Below are 19,624 nucleotides of genomic sequence, written 5' to 3' on the forward strand. Positions count from 1 at the left end.
ATGTGCGGGGTGTGGGGGGCTCCCATCATAGGGGGGCCGTGGCTGGCTTGTAAACGCGCGAGGATGCCTTGACCCCGCCGCTTCCCATCCTTATCATTTCAAAAGGTGGTCGCGAGATTTCTCAGTTATTTCGAGGCCTTGGTGGCACTGTAGCTTTGTTTCAAGGGCTGTCCCCTGCGGGGCGCGTGATGCCCAGCGGAAATTCGAACCGATACGTCCGTTCCGGGGTCCGTTTCGGCTTCCATGTGCAAGCCCTCCCCTCTCACGAGGGATGAGGGAAGCCTGCGGAGGCATGATTTCGGTCCCCACCTGGCTTTTAGGGTTCAATGGACGCTGGGCACACGGCCATGCGGCGGGGGACTTTTTCTGCGGAGCGGCGGCGGTGAGCGAGACGGTGGTGGAAGAGGCGGCGGCGGCGAGGAAGCAGACGCTGCGGGATGAGTTGACGGCGCGCCGAAAGGCGATGACGCCCGACCTCATCGATACGCGGGGTCTCAAGGTGCAGTCTCGATTCCTGGCGACGCAGTACTATCATAAAGCGAGGACTGTGGCGTTGTACGCCCCCATCCGGGGCGAGGTGCCGACACGGGACATTCTCATCGCGGCGTTGCAGGACGAGAAGATCGTCTGCTACCCGCTGTCCCATGTGCACGGGCGGATTCTCTCGTTCCGGGCCATCAAGTCGGAGGCGGAGTTGGAACCGGGCCGGCTGGGCGTCCGGGAGCCGACGAACTCCTCGGACCTGATCGCGGTGGACCAGATCGACCTGTTCGTTGTTCCGGGTCTGGGCTTCACGCGGGACGGCAAGCGACTGGGACGCGGAGGCGGCTACTACGACGCCACCCTGCGCGCGGCCAGTGCTCGCAGTCGGCGGGTGGGACTGGCCTTCAGTGATCAGCTCGTCGAAATCCTGCCTACGACAGGGGACGACGTGGACATGGACCTCGTGGTGACGGAATCCGAGACCTGCCGCGGCCTGTTCCGCGAGCCGGAATTCCTGGATACGTGAAGGTCCTCTTCATGGGAGACGTGGTGGGTCGTCCGGGGCTTCAAGCCGTCCGAGCGCTCCTGCCACGCCTGAAGGCCACCCATGGCGTGGACGTGACGATCGCCAACGCTGAGAACAGCGATCAGGGTGCCGGCATCTCTCCGGAGACGGCCGACACCCTGCTCGCCGCTGGCGTTGACCTGCTGACCAGCGGCAATCACTTCTGGTCCAAGAAGGCCATCATCCCCTGGGTGACGGCCCATCCGGACAAGCTGCTGCGGCCGGCGAACTACCCCAAGGACACTCCAGGACGAGGGCACGGCGTGGTGACGCTCAAGGACGGGCGCGCGCTGGGCGTCATCAACCTGGAGGGCCGCGTCTTCATGCGCGCGCACGACAACCCCTTCGAGGTGGTGCAGGGGTTGGTGGAGGAGCTGCGCGCGCGAACGCCGTGCATCCTCGTGGACATGCACTGCGAGGCCTCCAGCGAGAAGAACGCCATGGGGGCGCACCTGGATGGGCGGGTGTCCGTCGTGGTGGGGACGCACACCCATGTGCAGACGGCGGATGAGCGCATCCTCCCCGGCGGCACGGCCTTCATCACCGACGTGGGCATGTGTGGCCCACTGGACTCAGTCATTGGGATGAAGAAGGAGCAGTCCCTGGCGCGCTTCCTGGGGCAGAAGAACGCGCCCTATGAAGTGGCCGAGCGGCTCGTCTATCTCCAGGGTGTGGTGGTGGACATCGACGATGCCTCCGGACGCGGCAAGAGCATCGAGCGTGTCCGAGTCCACCTTCCGGGCACCTGAAAGTCGCGGTGGAAGGGCCGCTCGCGCGGCGCCACTTTCGGCTAAGGTCCGCCGCCCATGAATCCGGACGCGCTGCGCAAGGCGACCCCCGAGGAGCAGTTCGAAGAAGTCACCCGAGGCACGGTGGATCTCCACTCGCCCGAGGACCTGAAGAAGAAGCTCAAGTACGCGTATGACTCGGGCAAGCCCCTGGTCATCAAGGCGGGGTTCGACCCGAGCCGGCCGGACCTGCACCTGGGGCACTCGCTGCTGCTCACGCGCATGCGACGCTTCCAGGACTTCGGGCACACGGTGGTGTTCCTCATCGGTGACTTCACCGCGCTGATTGGCGACCCCACGGGCCGCAACGCCACGCGCCCCGCGCTCACCCGCGACGAGGTGAAGGCCAACGCGGAGACGTACAAGCAGCAGGTCTTCAAGGTGCTGGACGAGGCCAAGACGACGGTGCGCTTCAACTCCGAGTGGTTGGACCAGCTCGGCACCGAGGGGATGATTCGCCTGGCGTCGCGCTACTCGCTGCAGCGCATGCTGGAGCGGGACGACTTCAAGAAGCGCTTCCGGGAGAACGTCTCCATCGCCATCCACGAGATGCTCTACCCGCTCTTGCAGGGGTTCGACTCCGTGGCGCTGAAGTCGGACGTGGAGCTGGGCGCGACGGACCAGCTCTTCAACCTCCTGGTGGGCCGGCAGCTCATGCGCGAGGAGAACCTGGCGCCGCAGGTCATCATGACGGGCCCCATCCTGGAGGGCCTCAGCGCGAAGCTCGTCGAGGGGAAGATCGTCGGCGACAAGATGTCCAAGAGCCTGGACAACTACGTGGGCGTCAGCGAGCCGGCGGACACCATGTTCGGCAAGCTGATGAGCATCACCGACGACCTCATGTGGCGCTACTACCAGCTCCTGTCGTCGCTGACGCTCAAGGAGCTGGGCGAGTTGCAGGCCAAGGTCGCCAGTGGCGAGGTGCATCCGAAGGTCGCCAAGCTGGGCTTCGCGCGGGAGATGACGGCGCGTTTCCACGGCGCCGAGGCGGGGCGCAAGGCGGAGGAGGACTTCGAGAAGCGCTTCGCGAAGAAGGAGCTGACGGCGGAGGACCTGCCGCAAGTGGAGAGCTCCCTGGCCGGCGCGGCGACAATGCCGGTGACGAAGATCCTGGTCGAGGCGAAGCTGGTGGCCTCCTCGACCGAGGGGCGGAAGATGATTTCCCAGGGTGGCGTGCGGGTGAACGGCGAGAAGGTGATGGACGCCAAGGCGGAACTGGGGGCCGGCGAGTACACGGTGCAGGTCGGCAGGCTGAAGGCGGCGCGCGTCAAGCTGGTGTGAATTCCCTGGGGCACCCCGACGTCCCAGGTGCCCGAGGAGCCACCCCACCCGCCCCCATGTCGAGGGGCGGGGTGGGATTGGGATAGAGTCACGCACCATGCGTTTTCCCGCCCTGAGCCTCGGCCTGCTGCTGACCGCCCTCCCCGCCCTGGCGGGCCCCGGCGCGTTCGTGTCCGACGTCTCCGTGGACGCGGTGGAGCAGCCGGAGTCATCCAAGGTCGTCTTCACCGTGGAGGCCGGGACGACGTACCCCCTGCTCAAGAAGGGCGGACCCGGGCGATCCTGGTGCAAGCTGCGGGGTGTCTCCACCGAGGGCTGGGTGCTGTGCGAAGGCGCCCAGGAGTCCGCGGTGCAAGCGGCTCCGAGCGCCGCGGTGCTGGCGGCCGCGGACCGTGCGGACTCAGCCCAGCGCGCCCAGGCTCGGCAGCAGCTGTTCGCGGCCCGCGCGGATGAGTCGGACGAGGAGCAAGCCGTGGCCGTCGTCGTCTCGGCGCCCAGTGGCGCGGCCCCGCGCTACGAAGGAGCCGCCCCGGCCGCGAGCGCTCCCCCCCCGACGGTGGCGGTGACTTGGAAGGCCGCCACGGGCTGTGCGACGACGTGCTCCCGCAAGCCGCTCTTCGACAAGCGCCCCACGCTGTCCGCGATGGACAAGGAAGTGCTGGCGCTGTGCCCCGCGCGCCCGGATGTGAGCGTGAGCGCGAACGACGTGCGGCGCTTCGTCACCCGTTACTACGACGACCCGCGCATCCAGCAGGCCCTGTCGGCGGCGGGACGCCCGGGCACGCGTCAGCCGAACATCGACTGGCTGACCAGCCTGTGGGTGAGCACGGGTCCGCGCAACGCCTTCACACACGTGTTCTGCGGAGACGACTGGGATAGGGGCCCCATCGGCGGACTGCACTTCCTGCCGCGCTATGCGCAGCTCGAGTCCGAGGGAAAGCTCTGCTACGGCGGCCCGGCGCGCGGGGGCGTGGCCAAGAACAAGGACAAGTACCTCATCCGCTACCAGGGCGTCGCGCCCTGGTCCTGTGGGGAGAAGCGGATGGGCGGCTTCTCCGAGGCCCCGGACGCGGTGGGCATCCTGTCGATTGGCACACGGGCCTTCGCGCGGTGCTGCGCCCGCGACGGCGCGAAGAAGGAAGGCGGCATCTACGGAGCGAAGGACCTGGGAGACACGCGCTGGCAGATCTGGTGCGGCACACGCAACGGCACCTACGGCATCGCCACGCTCTACCCCACGGACGACGCCGCCACCTGCGGCGAGTGAGCCCGGCCCACCTCGGCCGCGAAAGCGCCAGTCTTGGCGCGAAGGCGAGCCCCGAGAGGTCCACGCATGACGCCTGCGGCGAGACGGACGTGCGAGGCCCGTAGCCCGGTCACCTGAAAACACCCAGGGCCCGCTCGTGTCTCCGAGTCGGGCCCTGAGTCGAAACCAGGAGGACCGCCGTGAAGCCCGCGCTACTTCGCCGGCCCCACGGTGAGCACCGCGCCCGTCGAGTACGCGGTGAACTCCGGCGCATACATGGACTGCACGGTGGCGGGACCCACGCGGAAGGTGCCCGCCATGTTCGCGCGCAGCCGGTACTTGAAGGTGTATTCACCCGCGGGCAGCCACTCGAAGAAGAAGTTGGTGCCCGAGTCGCGCGTCTCCTCGTACCAGACGATGCCCAGGTCCCACTTGTGGCGGGACTGCGCGTTCTCCGGCTCCAGGCCCGCGGCACGCGGATCTCTCAGGTGGACGTACTCCGCGGCGTGTTTCGTGCGCAGTGACAGCTGCACCTCCACCTCGTCACCGGGGTTGAGCAGCGCCCCCTCGGCGAGCGGCTGGAGCACGGCCTCGCGGCCCTCGCGCTCGCGGCGGAAGTAGCGGCGCGACACCTGGAAGAAGTCCCCTCGGTCCTCGTCCGGCAGCTTCTCCGTGGAGAAGTGCCATGTGGCCGAGGCGAAGGCGAAGCCCTTCGTCGTTTTCTCCACCACCACGGAGCTCATCGTCTCCGGCCGGAGCTCCGGCCCCGGCACCACCACCTGGTTCTTCTTCCCCGTGTACACGTCCGGCGCGAACTCCATCTGCACCACGCGCGGGCCCACCGTCACCTTCGCGTCCTCGCGGATGCCCAGGGCGCCCTCCGCCTCCAGGTACTTCACCAGCGCGTAGAGCGCCTCGGCCGTGGCGCGCGTGGACTTCCAGTGGTTGAGCTTCTTGTCGAGCAACAACCACTGCACCAGGCCCTCGCGCCGCTCGTCCTTCGGCTTGAGCTCCGTCAGCACGCGCAGGGCGAAGGCCTGCGTCTCCGTGGTGTCGTTGTACCAGAGCCAGCTGCGGTCCTCGGGTGCCCAGTAGGTACCCAGGTCCTCCGTCGTCTTCGACGAGTCCATCACGCTGTCCCAGACCTTCAGCGCGTCCGACTGGCGTCCCGCGCGCTTCAGCGTCAGCGACAGGTAGCCCTTCAGGTAGGGCGAGTGCTTCTTCCAGTGCGTGAAGCTGAAGGCGAGCATCGCCTTGCGCTCGTCCGCGGTCAGCGCCTCGCCGGTGTAGCTGGCATCCGGGTACGCGGAGGCCACGTAGTTGAGGAAGGTGATGAACTCCCAGCTCTGCCCCTTCTTCGTGAGCTTCTCCGCGTACTCCTCTCGGAAGTGTCGGGCCAGATAGCCCCACGCGTTGCGCGTCATGTCCTGCGGCACCTCGACGCCGTACTCCATGGCGCGCGACAGGCCGTGGACGATGTAGAGCGTCATGTACGGCGACGGCGGGCCGCCCGGCCACCAGGGGAAACCACCGCTGGACGTCTGTGCCTTGCGCAGCTTCCCCATGGCCGCGTCGCGCTCGGCGCGCGCAATCTTGGGGTCCAGCACCTTCACCAGGTCCTGGTCCGAATCCGGGCCGCCCTTCGCCATCTCCAGCCAGGGCGTCTCCTCCAGCGTCATCTTCCGATTGGGGTCCACCGAGTCCCAGGTCTCGAAGCGCGTGGGACGCTGGCTCATCTCCTTCGCCATCTTCGCCACGGCCGGATACTTCGCGTAGAGGCTGGCGAGGATGCCGGAGGACACGAAGCGATTGAGCGTCTGCTCCGAGCACTCATAGGGATAGTTCACCAGGTACGGCAGGGACTGGAGCGCCGCGTAGAACAACTGCGTGTCCACGGTGACGACGAGCTGCTCGTTCACCCGCGTCGCGTCGCCCCCCTTCTTCAAGTCGTCGAAGCGCATCGTCTTGGAGCCCGGCCCCTTCAACGTGACGAAGCGCGACTGCGCCAGGTGGACGCGGCCGGGCAGCACGGGCAACGGCCGCAGCTCGCCGTCGCTCAGGTTCCCCGCGCGAGCCTCCACACGGAAGGCCACCGTCCCGACGCGCGCGGGCGTGGTGAGCGGGAAGCGCAGGTTCGTCCCCTTCCCCGGCGCCACCGTGAAGTTCTGCGACGCGCCCTTCACCCCGAACTCCGACAGCAGGCTCTTGCGCGTCTCCGGGTCCACGATGTCCAGCGTGAGCGTGCCCTGGCGCGCCTCTTCCGACGCGTTGTTCACCACCACCTCCAGCACCGCGCGGTCTCCCTCACGCAGGAAGCGCGGCACGTAGGGCCGCACCATCAGCTCCTTCACGCTGCGGGTGGTGCGCTGCACCGAGCCGCCCTCCAGGTCCCTCGTCAGGCCGTGGACCCACACGCTCCACGCCGTCACCGAGTCCGGCACGGTGAACTCCAGCGTCGCGGACCCGTCAGCGCCCGTGAGGAGCTGCGGCACCCAGAACGCCGTCTCGGCGAAGTTGGAGCGCAGCGCGGCTGGTGCGGCCGCCTCGGCCTGGGCGGGAGCGCCTTGCAGCTTGTCCGCCGCGGCGTTCATCTCCTCCATCGGGGGCATGCCGGGCGGCGGAGGTGGAGCCTCGGGCTCTTCCCGCATCGACTTCTCCTTCGACTCGGAGCGAGCCACCGGCGCCGGGCGCGGCGCGGAGACACCTCCAAAGGACTCGAAGGACCGCGAGTTGCCATTCCGGTAGCGTCTGCGCCCTGGCCCTCCCAGGCCGTAGTTGTCCTCGAACTTCAGCCGATCCGAGGTCGGAGGCTCCCACTGGAAGGCCTCGCCATAGCCCTGGGAGACGAGCCACTGCGACTGCCCCATCGACAGGGACGACAGCAGGGACACCGACGACATGCGCGGCGGATAGAGCGAGGAGACACTCGGCGGCGAGTGCGGCGCGAACAGGTCCAACGACTGGTCGTACATATACGCGAGCAGCTCGGCCGCGCCCGCCTCCACCTTCGCGCCCTTGGGGCCCTTCACCGTCACGCGGAAGGTCTCCTTCGCGCCCGGGCGGAGCTTGTCGCGGAACGTGGCGAACTCCAGGCTCAGCTCCTTGTTGTCCCACGGGACGAACACGTGCTCGGAGAACTGGACGAGCTGCCAGTCGCGCACGAGCGTCAGCACCGCGGTGAAGCCTCCACGCAGCGCCTCCGTCACCGGCACCTCCACCACCGCCGGCGTCTGGCCGCCCACCAGCGACTTGCGCAGGACACGCTGGTCGCCCTGGTAGAGGTCCAACATCAACGGCTGGCCCTCGAAGCCGGAGATGGCCAACAACCGAGCCACCTCTCCGACGCGCACGCTCGAGTTCTCCACCGTCAGCGCCGCCGCCAGTGCGACGGGCGCGCGCGCACCCGCGACCAGCAGCTCGCGCGCCACCGTGAACTTCTGCCCGAAGGCATCCGTCGTCTCGTAGTGCAGCCGATAGGCGCCCGCCTTCAGCGAGGGCAGCTTCACGCGCGCGACACCGTCCGCGCCGTGCTGCACGGTGCCCTTCGTCTGCTCCGCGCCGTCCTCCCAGCGTGCCATCACGGACTGCGGCTTGTACGTCTGCATCCACCGCGCCTGGAGCGCATCACCCGGCGTGGGCTTCTTCACCGCGTCCGGGTCCACCTCCAGGAGCGGGAGCGCGGGCTGCGGCTCGTCCGCGGGCATCAGCGGCTGCGTGGGCTGCTTCAACGCGACCAGGCGCCAGCGTCCCGCGCCCGGCTGCGGCGCACCGTCCAGGGTGGAGCGCACCAGTCGGACCTCGGCCTGCGAGCCTTCGCGCAGGAAACCCGTGTCCGTGTCCACGCGCCCCTCCACCGCGACGAAGCCCAGGCGGAAGGCCCGACTGGCCGAGCGCGTCTCGCCGCCCTCGTCCGTGGCATCGGCCTCCACGCGATAGCGCCACGTGAGGCCCGGCGTGCGCGCGGAGCGCTCATCGGCCTCCGGGGTGAAGGTCACCTTGAAGCCGCCGTCCTCCTCCACCGACGACGAGCCCGCGGCCACGAGCTGCCGCTGCCGAGAGATGAAGCCGGAGTCGTACCACCACCACCAGGGCAGCACCGGCTCACGGTAGGCACGCCAGCGCACCGTGCCCGACGCCACGGGCAGGCCGAAGTAGTAGCGCGCCTCGCCCTTGAAGGTGGCCGGACGGTTCAGGCGCAGCGGCGCGTCCGCGTCCTTCAGCGTCACCTCGAAGGTGGGCCGCTTGTACTCCTCCACGCGAATCGTGGACAAGCCCCCGGACTCCACCTGCACCGTCCACACGCCCAGTAGCCGCCCCGTGGGAACGGTGAACTCGCCCGCCACCGAGCCGAAGTCATTGGTGCGAACGTTGAGTCGCTCCACCTCCTGGTGGTTCGGGTCGATCAACCTCACCACCAGGCTGTGCTGCTCCAAGGTCTTGTACCGCGCCTGGTCTCCACGTCCTGAGAAGGCCACCACCTTCCACTGCACCTTCTGCAAGGGCCGGTAGACGCTCCGGTCCGTGAAGACCAGGGACGACGTCGCCTCCCTCGGCGGCGAGCGGTTGTAGAAGGCCAGGCCATTGGGCAAGAGCAAGGCCCCGCGTCCCTCGCCCACCACCATCAGGTACGAGCGGTAGCCCTGTCCCGGCGGCGCGGGGAAGGACACGTCACCCTGAGGATTCGTCCGAGCGCGGGCCGCCTCGCGGAAGCCGGTGCGGTAGTCCATCTGGATGAGCCGCACCAACACTTCCGAGGCGGGCTTGCCGGAGTCGCCCTTCAGGATGCGCGCCTCCATCGAGTTGCCCTCCACGTTCCGGGTGAGGGCCACCCACGGCGTCACGGCCAGGAAGGTGGCCTGGATGCGGTTGCCCTTCTCCCGGAAGTCCTCGCGCGCGGAGGAGAGGATGAGGTACGTGCCCGTCTCCTTCAGCGGAGGCGTGACGAAGGTGCGGTGCAACTGGAAGTCGGGCGTCGCGGGGAGCTGGGTAGACCACGTCGTCGTGGGCTTGCGTCCCCGGTTGTAGCGCATCAGCTCGTCGCCGGAGGGCAGGACGTTGTAGTCGTCCACCTTCTTCAGCCGCGCCTCGACGTCGAGCAGGAACGCCCGGAAGTAGACCACCGGCACGTTGCGGTGGGTCACCTCGATGGAGCGGCGGTCCGCGCCGTCCGACTGCATGGAGGCGACACGGAAATCAGGCGCCTCCAGCGTCTCCACCAGCGTGCGACAGCGCGTGGCCCCCAGCGACTTCGGGTGGGCCTGCATTCCCTCCTTCGCCAGCGCATGCGCGCGCACCGCGTGGCCCGCGGCGTTCTCCTGCTCCGCGAGCAGGCCCTGCCCCATGGACCACCAGGGCACGTCCCGGAACGCGTTCAGGTGCGCAGCCAGGTGCTGACGGATGCGCGCGCGGTCCTCCGCCTCGGAGAAGTGCTGGTGCAGCACCTCGTAGCGACGCAGCCGGGCCTCCAGCGCCGCCTCACGTCGCCCACCCGTCCGGTGCCACGCCTCCAGGTCCCCCAGCACGGCGGCCACCTTCACCAGCGGGTGGATGTTGGCATCCGTCAGCTCCACCGTCGGCGCGCCCTCCAGCAGCGAGCCCAGGTCCAACCGGAACACCTCGTTGGCCTGCTCGGGTCGCCAGTGCGAGCTGTCCGCCAGCAGCTCCACGCGCAGATACGAGACGGCGTCGCGCAGCGTGGAGCGGATGCCCGCGGGATAGGTGTTGGGCTCGACGTACTCGGACAGCACCTTCACCGGCTCGGCGCCCAACGACTGCCGCTGCTTCCAGACGTCCTCGTAGGCGCGCTGGGCCTCGGTGAGAATCTGGTCGTACGTCCACGCCTTCAGGTCCATCGGCCCCGATGACGCCACCTGCTCGCGCTGCCGCACCTCCCAGCCGTACGCCTGCGCATAGGTGACGAGCGCGTTGGCGTAGTAGAGGTTCAGCGTCGCGCGAGCCAGCGCACCCTTGGGCCAGGGTTGTTCGCGCAGGAAGCGCACCGCCGTCTCATAGCCGTGCAACGCCGAGCGGAGCTGTACGGTGCGAATCAGCGCGCGCGCCCACTCGGACTCGTCCGCGCCGTTGCGCGCCTGGGCGAGGCGGGCCTCCGCGGCCTGCGCGGCGGCCTCCACCTTCTGGTTCGACACCAGCGCGTCGATGTCCTTCCAGGAAGAGAGCGCCTTGGCCTGCGCCGCCCGGGCCACGGGCGTGGCGAGCAGCAACAGGGACAACAGCGACAGCGCGACAGCGGATGTCCAGGTCCGGAGGGTGTGGTGCATGGTCGGCACTCTAGACACAGGAGGCCGCCCAGGCGTTCCACATTACGGCTCAGGAAGTCGGAGTCGCCTCGCCCGAGGGGGCCTTGCGACGCAGCCCCACCAGATAGACCTCCATGCTGGCGCCGCGCGTTGCCTCGGGGCGAACCACCTTCACTTCCTCGAAGAGGGCGCGCACCTGGTTGCGGAAGTCCTCGAAGTCGCCGCCCATGAACACCTTCGCCACGAAGGACGAGCCCGGCCGGCCCCGCGCCACCGCGAGCTCCAGCGCCTTGCCCGCCAGCCGCAGGCTGCGCGCCTCGTCGGTGGCCTTGATGCCGCTCGTCTTCGGCGCCATGTCGGAGATGACCGCGTCGAACAGACCGTCATGCATCGCGGTCAGCTTCGCGTCGAAGTCGTCCGCGAGCACGTCCAGCACCGCCGTGCGCACGTGCCGCTGCGTGAAGGGACGGATGGCGACGATATCCACGCCAATCACCTGCCCCGAAGCGCCCACGGCCTCCGCGAGAATCTGGAGGAACCCTCCAGGCGCGGCCCCCAGGTCGAGCACCACATGGCCCTTCTTCACCATGGGGAAGCGCTTGATGAGCTCGTCCACCTTGAAGGCGGAGCGAGCGCGAAGGCCCTCCTGCTTGGCTTTCTGGAAATAGTGGTCTTTAGGACGGTAGGGCTTGCCCATGTCAGAGGGGCTCCCTACCATCCGCTACTGTCTTCGGGAAGCCGGAGCGGTCGTGGGTGTCGAGGCCCGCGCAATGGCGGATCCGGAGGACGTTGAGATGGGCACCCGGAGCTTGACGGCAGCGCTGTGCCTCACCCTGTTTTCGTCGGGTGGAGCGGTCTACTGCTACACCCGGGCGGACGCACTCCAGGTCCAGGGCCAGTGGCTGATGGAGCGAGGCACCGCCCAGGCCGAGGATTATGCGCTGCGGCTGGACGGCAAGGCCGCGGACGCCCAGCTGAAGACCTTCGCCGAGCGGCGCGGGGTGATGGAGAAGGCCCACCTGTGGGAGCGGGGCATGATGCTCGGCATCCTGGCGGCCGCCATGGCCCTGGTGGGCGCGTACGTGCTGTTCCTGCTCAAACGCCTGGATGACCAGCTCCTGGATGCCATGGGCGACCTGCGCCCGTCCTCGCCCCCGTCGGTTGCTCCCTCGGAGCCCACGGGAGCACTCATGTCCAGCCTCCAACGGTAGGACTCCCAGGCGCCTCGGCGCGCTGGCACAATGGCGACCCTGCTCTCGCGGAGGTGGCCATGCCCGGCTGTGCGCACTGTGGACACTCGCTCGACATCATCGCCAATCAGGTGGGACGCAGCGACACGTGTCCGAACTGTGACGAGGACGTGCGCTCGTGCCGCAACTGTCGGCACTACGACGCGAGCGTGGCCAAGGAGTGCAAGGAGCCCTTCGCGGAGGTGCCCGCCGACAAGGACGGCGCCAACTTCTGCGAGCTGTTCCAGGTGGGCGAAGGCGGCCTGCACGCGAAGGCCAGCCGCGACGCGATGATGAACGCCGCGGAGGCCCTGTTCAGGAAGCGCTGACGAGGGCGACGGCTCAGCGCGAAAGCCCCGGCGCCACCGCCACGGCCGAGCCCACGAACGGGACGACCTTGGAGAAGCCCTGGGGCGGGTTCGCGAGCGCGGAGGGTCCACACTCGCCCCACTGCGTGATTCCGTGGGGCAGGAGGTCCTTCAAGTCGTAGCGCGCGCCGTTCAGCTCGAACGCGGTGCTCCACACGATGCGCGCCGTGAAGACGTTGAGCGACAGCGAACGTCCGGAGCTCGCGGGCCCGTCGAAGGCGCCGCCCACCACGACGCTGGCCCGGCGGAACGTGGCGATGGGACGCCCGGCGGAGAACGACTCCGGGTCGTCGAAGTGGGGCCGCCCGGGGCGCTGCTCGTTGAGGTAGACGGTGAAGTCTCCCACCGGATCCACGCTCAGCGACAGGCCGCCGTTGTCGAGCGTCACGGACTTGAACGGCGTGGAGCGGAAGGTCAGGAGCGCGGTGGACTCGGCCACCTTCCCGCTGGGGTCCTCGAACAGCGGCCCGTGCAACCCCTCCAGGTGGATGAAGTAGCCCAGGTCCTGGAGCATCGAGTCCTTCGACGCCAGATAGAAACGGCCCGTCACGTACCACGCCACGCTCGCCGGAATCACAGGTGCCATCACCACCTCCACGGCGACACCCTAACCGACGCGCGGCCCGTGCTAAACGGCGGGACATGATCCGCAACCTCCTCGCCCTGTCCACGCTGCTGTGCCTGACTGGCTGCACCACCATCGGCGCCACCAACTACGCAGTCCCCAAGGAGCGGGCCACCGAGTGCAAGCAGATCTGCACCGACCTGGATATGGAGTTGGGCGCGGTGGTCGTCATCCGCAGCTCGGCCGGGTGCGTGTGTCAGCCGCGTCCCGCGGAGGGCTCGCCCACGGGCGCCGGCGCGGCGGCGGCGGGCAGCGCGGCCATCCAGGTCATCGAGGAGGAGCAGAACAGCGGCACCTACGCGCAGCAGCATCAGAGCACCCGGTAGGCCCCCGGCGCGGCGCGGGTCCAGGCGGGTGTTCGAGGCGACGGGCGGGCCCTGACTGACGGACCCGCCCCGTCCACACGGCTCAGAAGCCGTAGAGCTTCGAGATGATCTCCTTCATCACCTCGGAAGTCCCACCGCCGATGGTGATGAGGCGCACGTCGCGCCACATGCGGGCGATGGGCGTCTCCTCGATGTAGCCCATGCCGCCGAAGAACTGCTGCGTGTCGTAGGCGACGCGCTGGGCCAGGTCTCCCGCGAACAACTTCGCCATGGAGACCTCCTTCACCGGGTTCTCCTTCCGGTCGAAGAGGTCCACCGCGTGGTACGTCAGCCGCTTCGCCGCTTCGATGGCCGTCAGGTGCTCCACGAACTTGTGGCGCCACACCTGGAACTTCATCAGCGGCCGGCCGAATGCCTCGCGCTCGCTGCCGTACTGGATGGCGTCCTCCATCATCCGCTCCATGCCGGACACGGTGGTGATGGCGCCGACCAGGCGCTCGCCCTGGAAGTTCGTCATGATGTGGTAGAAGCCCTCGTTCTCCTCGCCCAGCACGTAGCGGGCGGGGATGCGACAGTCCTCGAAGTAGAGGATGGCCGTGTCCGAGGACAGGTTGCCAATCTTGTCCAGCTTCTTGGAGACGCCGAAGCCCTTCACGTCCGTGGGGAACGTCACCAGGGAGATGCCGCCGTAGCCCTCGCCACCCGTGCGCACCGCCAGGGTGATGAAGTCCGCGCGCGTGCCGTTGGTGATCCACATCTTCGAGCCGTTGATGACGTAGTCGTCGCCGTCGCGCCGCGCCGTCGTCTTGATGCTCGCCACGTCCGAGCCGCACCCCGGCTCGCTCACGCCCAGCGCGGCGATGCGCTCGCCCTTGAGCGCGGGCTCCAGGAACTCCCGCTTCTGCTCGTCGGTGCCAATCTCGTTGATGATGGGCGTGGCCATCTGGCTCTGCACCAGCAGCGCCATGTTCACGCCCGCGTTGCGGCTGTAGCTCAGCTCTTCGCAGAACGCCGTCACGTACCAGTAGTCCAGCCCACTGCCGCCGAACTTCGGATCATGGTTGATGCCGAGGAAGCCCAGGTCCGCGCACTTCTTGAACAGCTCGCGAGGAAAGATGCCCGCCCGGTCCCACTCCAGCCCGTACGGCGCCATTTCCTTTTCGACAAACGCGCGCACCGTCTTGCGGAAGGCCTCGTGCTCCTCGGTGAAGGGGTTCGGCATGCACACTCCTCATTGGCGGGGGGACAACAAGATTGATTTTCGAATCAATAGCAGGCGTCCCGGGGAAGCAACAAGGACCGGCCATCAGCCCCGTACTCCGGGGCAACCCCTGAAGAAAGTCCTGCTCGCCCGGCAGGCGGGCGTTAGGTAGGCCCGGTGGGAGATAGTCCGCATCGCGGAGTATCTCCTTGACAGACAGTTCAGGAACTGTAGTTTCCGGGCCGCAGAATTTCCAAAGGTTTGAGCCGGCGTGGAGTCCTGGAGGGGTCCGGGGACCGCGAGCTGGCAGGAGCAGGACGACCGTGATTCGACGCATGTGGGTGGCCGCGGTGCTGGCGGCGGTGATGATGACGGGCTGCGGCAAGGGCGGCGCCAAGCCTGCCCTGCCCGAGCAGCAGGGCCCGGCGGCGATGGGTGTGAAGGCCATCGCGCCCGCGACGGAGCTGGAGGCCAGCATGACCCGCGTGACGGGTCAGGTCCGCTCCAAGCAGGAGGCGACGCTGAGCGCGCAGGCCACCGGCACCATCGCGAAGATGCTGGTGAAGGTCGGCGACAAGGTGAAGAAGGGCCAGCCGCTGGCGGTGCTGGATACCTCCAACGTCGTCATTGGCGTGGAGCAGGCCCGGGCGGTGAAGGCGGCCGCGGACGCGGCGCTGCAGCTGGCGACGAACAACCTGGAGCGCACCCGCAAGGTGGCGGAGTCGGGTGGCATCGCCGCGGCGGGGTTGGATCAGGCGGAGATCGGCACGAAGCAGGCCGCCGCCCAGGCCGCCCAGGCGGGCGCCACGCTGCGCATGGCGGAGGAGAACCTGCGCGACATGGCCATCATCGCGCCCTTCGACGGCGTCATCACCGCGCGCATGAAGAACATCGGCGACACGGTGGCGATGATGCCGCCCACGCCCGTCTTCACGCTGGTGGACATCACCGGCCTGGAAGTGCGCGCGCTGGTGCCGGAGTCCGTGGTGGACAAGATCAAGCCCGGCTCCAAGACGCAGGGCACGGTGAGCCCCAGCGGGATGCGCTTCGAGGTGACGGTCGCCAACGTGGGCGCCACCGTCGACATCACCAACCGCACGGTGGAGGTGCTGGCGGACGTGGTGGGTGAGACGGCGTCGCCGCTGCGCCCGGGCGCGCTGGTGGACCTGGACTTCTCCAACGTGGCGGGCCAGTCCGATGACAAGGGCCTCTTCCTGCCGACGCAGGCCGTCAGCGCGCGGGGGCAGACCGGCTTCGTGTGGGTGGTGCAGGACGGAACCGTGCGCAAGCGCGACGTGCGCGTGGAGCGAGTGCTCCCCGGCTACGTGCGCATTCTCCAGGGCCTGGCCGCCGACGAGCGCGTGCTCGCCGACTCTTCCCTGGACGTGAAGGAGGGCACGGCCGTCCGCGTGGTGCAGTGACGCCTGCCCTCCCCCTTACCTTTTGGAGCTCCTGAATGAGCCCGCTCAAGACATTTATTTCACGGCCCATCTTCACCGCCATGTTGATGATGGCGGTGGTCGTGTTCGGCATCAACGCTTACCCGCGCATCGGCGTCGACCAGTTCCCCGACGTCGACTTCCCCGTCGTCACCGTGACGACGGTGCTTCCTGGCGCGGACCCGGAGACCATCGAGAAGAACGTCAGTGACCCGCTGGAAGAGGCGCTCAACACGCTCAACGGCGTGGAGCAGCTTCGCTCCATCAACATGGAGAGCGTGTCGCAGATCGTCGTTCGCTTCACCCTGGCCAGCAAGGTGGACGTGGCCGCGCAGGACGTGCGTGATCGCGTCCAGGCCACGCTGAGCAAGCTGCCGGACGAAATCGAGACGCCCGTCGTCGAGAAGTTCGACATCGGCGCCGCCCCCATCATCACCCTGTCGCTGTCTGGCGCGCTCCCGATTGAAGAGCTGACGCGCACGGCGGAGGACATCATCAAGCCCGCGCTGCAGCGTCAGAAGGGCGTGGGCAGCATCGACGTCATCGGCGGTCGCGAGCGGGAGATCCAGCTCGTCGTCGACCCGGACCGCCTGCGCGGCTTCGGGCTGGCCATCAGCGACGTGAGCCAGGCGGTGCGCGCGCAAAGCCTGGACGTCCCGGGTGGCCGCACCATGGACGGCGGTCGCGAGCGCGTGCTGCGCCTCACGTCCGAGGCGAAGAGCGTGGATGAGATCCGCAACATCATCATCGCCAGCCCCAACGGCGCGCCGGTGCGCGTGCGAGACATCGCAGATGTGGTGGACGGCCCCGAGGAAGCGCGTGGCGCCGCGAAGAACGGCGACCGCAGCGCGGTGGCGCTGGTGGTGCGCAAGCAGTCCGGCTCCAACACGGTGCAGGTGGCCTCGCTCGTCAAGGAGTCCCTGGGAGAGATCAACAGCCGGCTGCCCGAGGGCATCACCGTGGACATGGTGTCGGACAACGCGCGCTTCATCCGTTCGTCCATCGCCTCGGTGCAGTTCGACATGGTGCTCGGCGGCATCCTCGCCGTGGTCATCGTGCTGCTGTTCCTGCGCAACCTGAACTCCACCATCGTCGCGGCCGTCGCCCTGCCGGTGTCCGTGGTTGGCACGTTCGCGGTGATGGCGGCGCTGGGCTTCACCTTCAACATGATCACGATGCTGGCGCTGACGCTCTCCATCGGTCTGCTCATCGACGACGCCATCGTGGTCATCGAGAACATCGTCCGTCACATGGAAGAGGGAAAGACGCCCATGCAGGCCGCGCTGGACGGCGCCGGGCAGATTGCCCTCGCCGTGCTCGCGGTGACGCTGGCCATCGTCGCGGTGTTCATCCCCGTGGCGTTCATGGACGGCATCATGGGCATGTTCTTCTACCAGTTCGGTGTCACGGTGGCGGTGGCGACGCTCATCTCCTACGCCGTGTCCATGACGCTCACGCCCATGCTGTCCTCGCGCATGCTGCGCCACCACGGTCAGCCCACGGGCGTGTCCGCGGCGGTGGAGAAGGTGCTGGTGGGCATGGAGAACGGCTACCGCAAGATGCTGGCCGCCATCCTCCGTCGCCGCCTGGTGACGATGGCGGTGGCGGTGGTGGTGCTCTTCGCGACCTTCGGCCTGGCCCGCTTCCTCAAGTTCACGTTCATCCCGGAGTCGGACAACGGGAACATCAAGCTGGCGGTGGAGCTCCCCATCGGCTCGACGCTCTACGAGACGCAGGCGGAGATCGACCAGCTCGACGCCCAGGTGCGTGCACTGCCGGGCATTGCCTCCACCTTCGCCACCGTCGGTGGCGGCGTGCAGGAGGAAGTCCACAAGGGCGAGCTGCTCATCAACCTGGTGCCCATCAAGGAGCGCAGCTATCCGCAGGGTGAGCTGAAGACGTATCTGCGCGGCGCCATCAAGCCCCGTCCGGGCGTGTCGGTGACGGTGCAGGACGTCACTGGCATCGCCGGTGGTGGTTCGCGCTCGCAGCAGGTGCAGTTCAACCTGCGCGGCGACAACTGGCAGGAGCTCATCGCCACGTCGGAGAAGATGAAGGTGGCGATGAGGACCAACAAGGGCCTGGTGGACATCGACTCCACGTACCGCTCCGGCAAGCCCCAGTACGACGTGGTGGTGGACCGCGAGCGCGCCGCCAGCCTCGGTGTCCCGGCCGCGTCGCTGGGCACCACGCTGCGCGCCTTCCTCGGCCGCGACAAGTTCGCGGACTACCGAGAGGGCGGCGAGACGTACGAGGTGAAGCTGCGGCTGCCGCCGGAGACCCTGGCGTCCGCCGATGCACTCGGAAAGCTCACGGTGCGTGCCCCCAGCGGGCAGCTCGTGGAGCTGCGCAACCTGGCCTCCGTCACTCCGGCGGATGGCCCGGTGCAGATCGACCGTGAGTCCCAGAAGCGGCAGATCACCCTGCTCGCCAACCTGGCCTCCGGCTACCAGCTGGGTGACGCCGTGGCCTTCATGAACACGACCGCGGAGAAGGAAGTGCCCAAGGGGATCATCTACGACTTCGAGGGCAACGCGAAGGAGATGGGCAAGGCGGTGTCCGCGTTCGGCGCCGCGCTGCTGCTCGGCATCATCCTCGTGTACATGATTCTGGCGGCGCAGTTCGAAAGCCTCGTCCACCCGTTCACCATCATGTTGTCGCTGCCCTTCGCCTTCATCGGCGCCATTGGCGCGCTGCTCATCACCGGCCAGGCCATGTCCATGTTCGCCCTCATCGGCGTCATCATGCTCATGGGTCTGGTGGTGAAGAACGGCATCCTCCTGGTCGACTTCACGCTGCAGTTGCGTGAGGAAGGCAAGAGCGCCACGGAGGCCCTGCTGGGCGCCGCTCCGGTCCGTCTGCGTCCGATTCTCATGACGACCATCGCGATGATCGCCGGCATGATTCCGGTGGCGATTGCCCGGGGCGACGGCGCGGAGACGCGCGCGCCCATGGCCATCACCATCATCGGCGGCCTCATCACCTCCACGGTGCTGACGCTGGGCGTGGTGCCGGTGGTGTACTCGCTGCTGGACCAGCTCACCGAGAAGTTCAAGCGGCGCAAGGGCCCGGGCACCGCCCCGGACCATGGCACGCCGCACGCGGTGGGTCCGCACGGCGAGAAGGCCGCGGTGGCCGCGGCCGCGCGAGTGGAGACGGCCTGATGCGAGTGCCGGCGAACAGACCGGCCCTCCGCGTGCAGCCGTCCGGCGCAGGCGAGGAGGAGCTCGAGCTCACCGAGGAGGGCGGCGTCACGGACGACGCCCTGCCCGAGGCCGAGCAGGACTCCCCCACGCCCGCGTCACGGCGGCTGCACGAGCTCATCATCCAGCTCGGGCGGTACCGCTCCCTGCGGGACCCGCTGCATGGCATCTGCGAGAGCAATCAGCTCACCCCCACGCAGATCCACGCGCTGATGTGGCTGGGCAATGACGGCCCCACGCACGTGGGCGTCCTGGCCCAGCGTGTCGGCATCACCAAGAAGACCATCACCGGTGTGGTGGACCGGCTGGAGGACATGAAGCTGGTGGAGCGCACGAGGGACGCCGAGGACCGGCGCGCCGTCGTCGCGCAGCTCACCACGGAGGGCGTCAAGCTCTTCAACCTCATCAGTCGCAGCGTGGACCAGGGCCTGCGACGCATGCTGGACCTGCTCCCCGCCGACGACCAGGAGGCCCTCTTCGGCCTGCTGGAGCGGGTGCTGAAGCGGCTCGGGGGCCCCGCCTCCGAGCAGGCCCTCTAGGATGCACGAGCGCGCGCCGGTGGCGACCTCCGCCCGGCGCGCGCTCCGTTGTTTCCCGAAGTTGTTCTCCCTCT

14 protein-coding genes and 1 other RNA gene are annotated in these 19,624 nt (G+C 68.2%); 11 read left to right on the forward strand and 4 right to left on the reverse strand.

The window, feature by feature from the left end; genetic code table 11:
- Positions 1-168: 168 nt before the first annotated feature.
- The 5 genes from ssrS to HUA78_RS13370 all read left to right on the forward strand — a co-directional run bounded on the left by ssrS (position 169) and on the right by HUA78_RS13370 (position 4,384).
- Positions 169-363: non-coding RNA, 6S RNA (gene ssrS, locus HUA78_RS13350), on the forward strand.
- A 19-nt stretch (positions 364-382) separates the two neighbouring features.
- A complete protein-coding gene (locus HUA78_RS13355; protein WP_141647040.1) occupies positions 383-1,009 on the forward strand; it encodes a 5-formyltetrahydrofolate cyclo-ligase in 627 nt (208 codons plus the stop codon).
- Positions 1,006-1,797: a TIGR00282 family metallophosphoesterase gene (locus HUA78_RS13360; protein WP_141647041.1), complete on the forward strand. Its 792-nt coding sequence runs from the start codon at positions 1,006-1,008 to the stop codon at positions 1,795-1,797. The genes HUA78_RS13355 and HUA78_RS13360 overlap by 4 nt, the downstream gene beginning before the upstream one ends.
- 57 nt (positions 1,798-1,854) lie before the next feature.
- Complete coding sequence (tyrS, locus tag HUA78_RS13365; RefSeq protein ID WP_174476429.1) at positions 1,855-3,117, forward strand: tyrosine--tRNA ligase; 1,263 nt, start codon at positions 1,855-1,857, stop codon at positions 3,115-3,117.
- A 97-nt stretch (positions 3,118-3,214) separates the two neighbouring features.
- On the forward strand, positions 3,215-4,384 hold the full coding sequence (locus tag HUA78_RS13370; RefSeq protein WP_174476430.1) for an EndoU domain-containing protein: 1,170 nt from the start codon (positions 3,215-3,217) through the stop codon (positions 4,382-4,384).
- Positions 4,385-4,575: 191 nt separating this feature from the next.
- Here HUA78_RS13370 and HUA78_RS13375 read toward each other — a convergent pair whose 3' ends face one another.
- Together HUA78_RS13375 and HUA78_RS13380 are read right to left on the reverse strand one after the other, a co-directional pair.
- Entirely contained in the window at positions 4,576-10,641 is a 6,066-nt protein-coding gene (locus tag HUA78_RS13375) for an alpha-2-macroglobulin (protein ID WP_174476431.1), read from the reverse strand.
- A 49-nt stretch (positions 10,642-10,690) separates the two neighbouring features.
- Entirely contained in the window at positions 10,691-11,338 is a 648-nt protein-coding gene (locus tag HUA78_RS13380) for an RlmE family RNA methyltransferase (protein ID WP_141644925.1), read from the reverse strand.
- Between the two features lie 76 nt (positions 11,339-11,414).
- On the opposite strand from HUA78_RS13380, the gene HUA78_RS13385 reads away from it, so the two are divergent.
- Positions 11,415-11,831, forward strand: coding sequence for a hypothetical protein (locus HUA78_RS13385; protein ID WP_141644926.1), 417 nt, complete (start codon positions 11,415-11,417; stop codon positions 11,829-11,831).
- A 59-nt stretch (positions 11,832-11,890) separates the two neighbouring features.
- Positions 11,891-12,178: a hypothetical protein gene (locus HUA78_RS13390; RefSeq protein WP_141644927.1), complete on the forward strand. Its 288-nt coding sequence runs from the start codon at positions 11,891-11,893 to the stop codon at positions 12,176-12,178.
- 13 nt (positions 12,179-12,191) lie between these two features.
- Here HUA78_RS13390 and HUA78_RS13395 read toward each other — a convergent pair whose 3' ends face one another.
- Positions 12,192-12,803: a hypothetical protein gene (locus tag HUA78_RS13395; RefSeq protein ID WP_174476432.1), complete on the reverse strand. Its 612-nt coding sequence runs from the start codon at positions 12,801-12,803 to the stop codon at positions 12,192-12,194.
- 56 nt (positions 12,804-12,859) lie between these two features.
- Here HUA78_RS13395 and HUA78_RS13400 point away from each other — a divergent pair, with 56 nt between their 5' ends.
- Positions 12,860-13,168 carry a hypothetical protein gene (locus tag HUA78_RS13400; protein ID WP_174476433.1) on the forward strand — a complete coding sequence of 103 codons (309 nt, stop codon included), beginning with the start codon at positions 12,860-12,862 and terminating at the stop codon, positions 13,166-13,168.
- Positions 13,169-13,250: 82 nt separating this feature from the next.
- Here the strand turns inward: HUA78_RS13400 and HUA78_RS13405 are convergent, their stop codons facing one another.
- Entirely contained in the window at positions 13,251-14,390 is a 1,140-nt protein-coding gene (locus HUA78_RS13405) for an acyl-CoA dehydrogenase family protein (protein ID WP_174455195.1), read from the reverse strand.
- 302 nt (positions 14,391-14,692) lie between these two features.
- Here HUA78_RS13405 and HUA78_RS13410 point away from each other — a divergent pair, with 302 nt between their 5' ends.
- From HUA78_RS13410 to HUA78_RS13420, 3 genes are read left to right on the forward strand one after another with little or no spacing between them, the layout of a single operon-like run.
- On the forward strand, positions 14,693-15,790 hold the full coding sequence (locus tag HUA78_RS13410) for an efflux RND transporter periplasmic adaptor subunit (RefSeq protein WP_246137383.1): 1,098 nt from the start codon (positions 14,693-14,695) through the stop codon (positions 15,788-15,790).
- A gap of 35 nt (positions 15,791-15,825) precedes the next feature.
- Positions 15,826-18,972: an efflux RND transporter permease subunit gene (locus HUA78_RS13415; RefSeq protein ID WP_174462339.1), complete on the forward strand. Its 3,147-nt coding sequence runs from the start codon at positions 15,826-15,828 to the stop codon at positions 18,970-18,972.
- Complete coding sequence (locus HUA78_RS13420) at positions 18,972-19,550, forward strand: MarR family winged helix-turn-helix transcriptional regulator (protein WP_174455194.1); 579 nt, start codon at positions 18,972-18,974, stop codon at positions 19,548-19,550. Before HUA78_RS13415 ends, HUA78_RS13420 begins: the two co-directional genes overlap by 1 nt.
- Positions 19,551-19,624: the final 74 nt, after the last annotated feature.

This window comes from Myxococcus sp. CA033, assembly GCF_013336625.1.
Classification (GTDB): domain Bacteria; phylum Myxococcota; class Myxococcia; order Myxococcales; family Myxococcaceae; genus Myxococcus; species Myxococcus llanfairpwllgwyngyllgogerychwyrndrobwllllantysiliogogogochensis.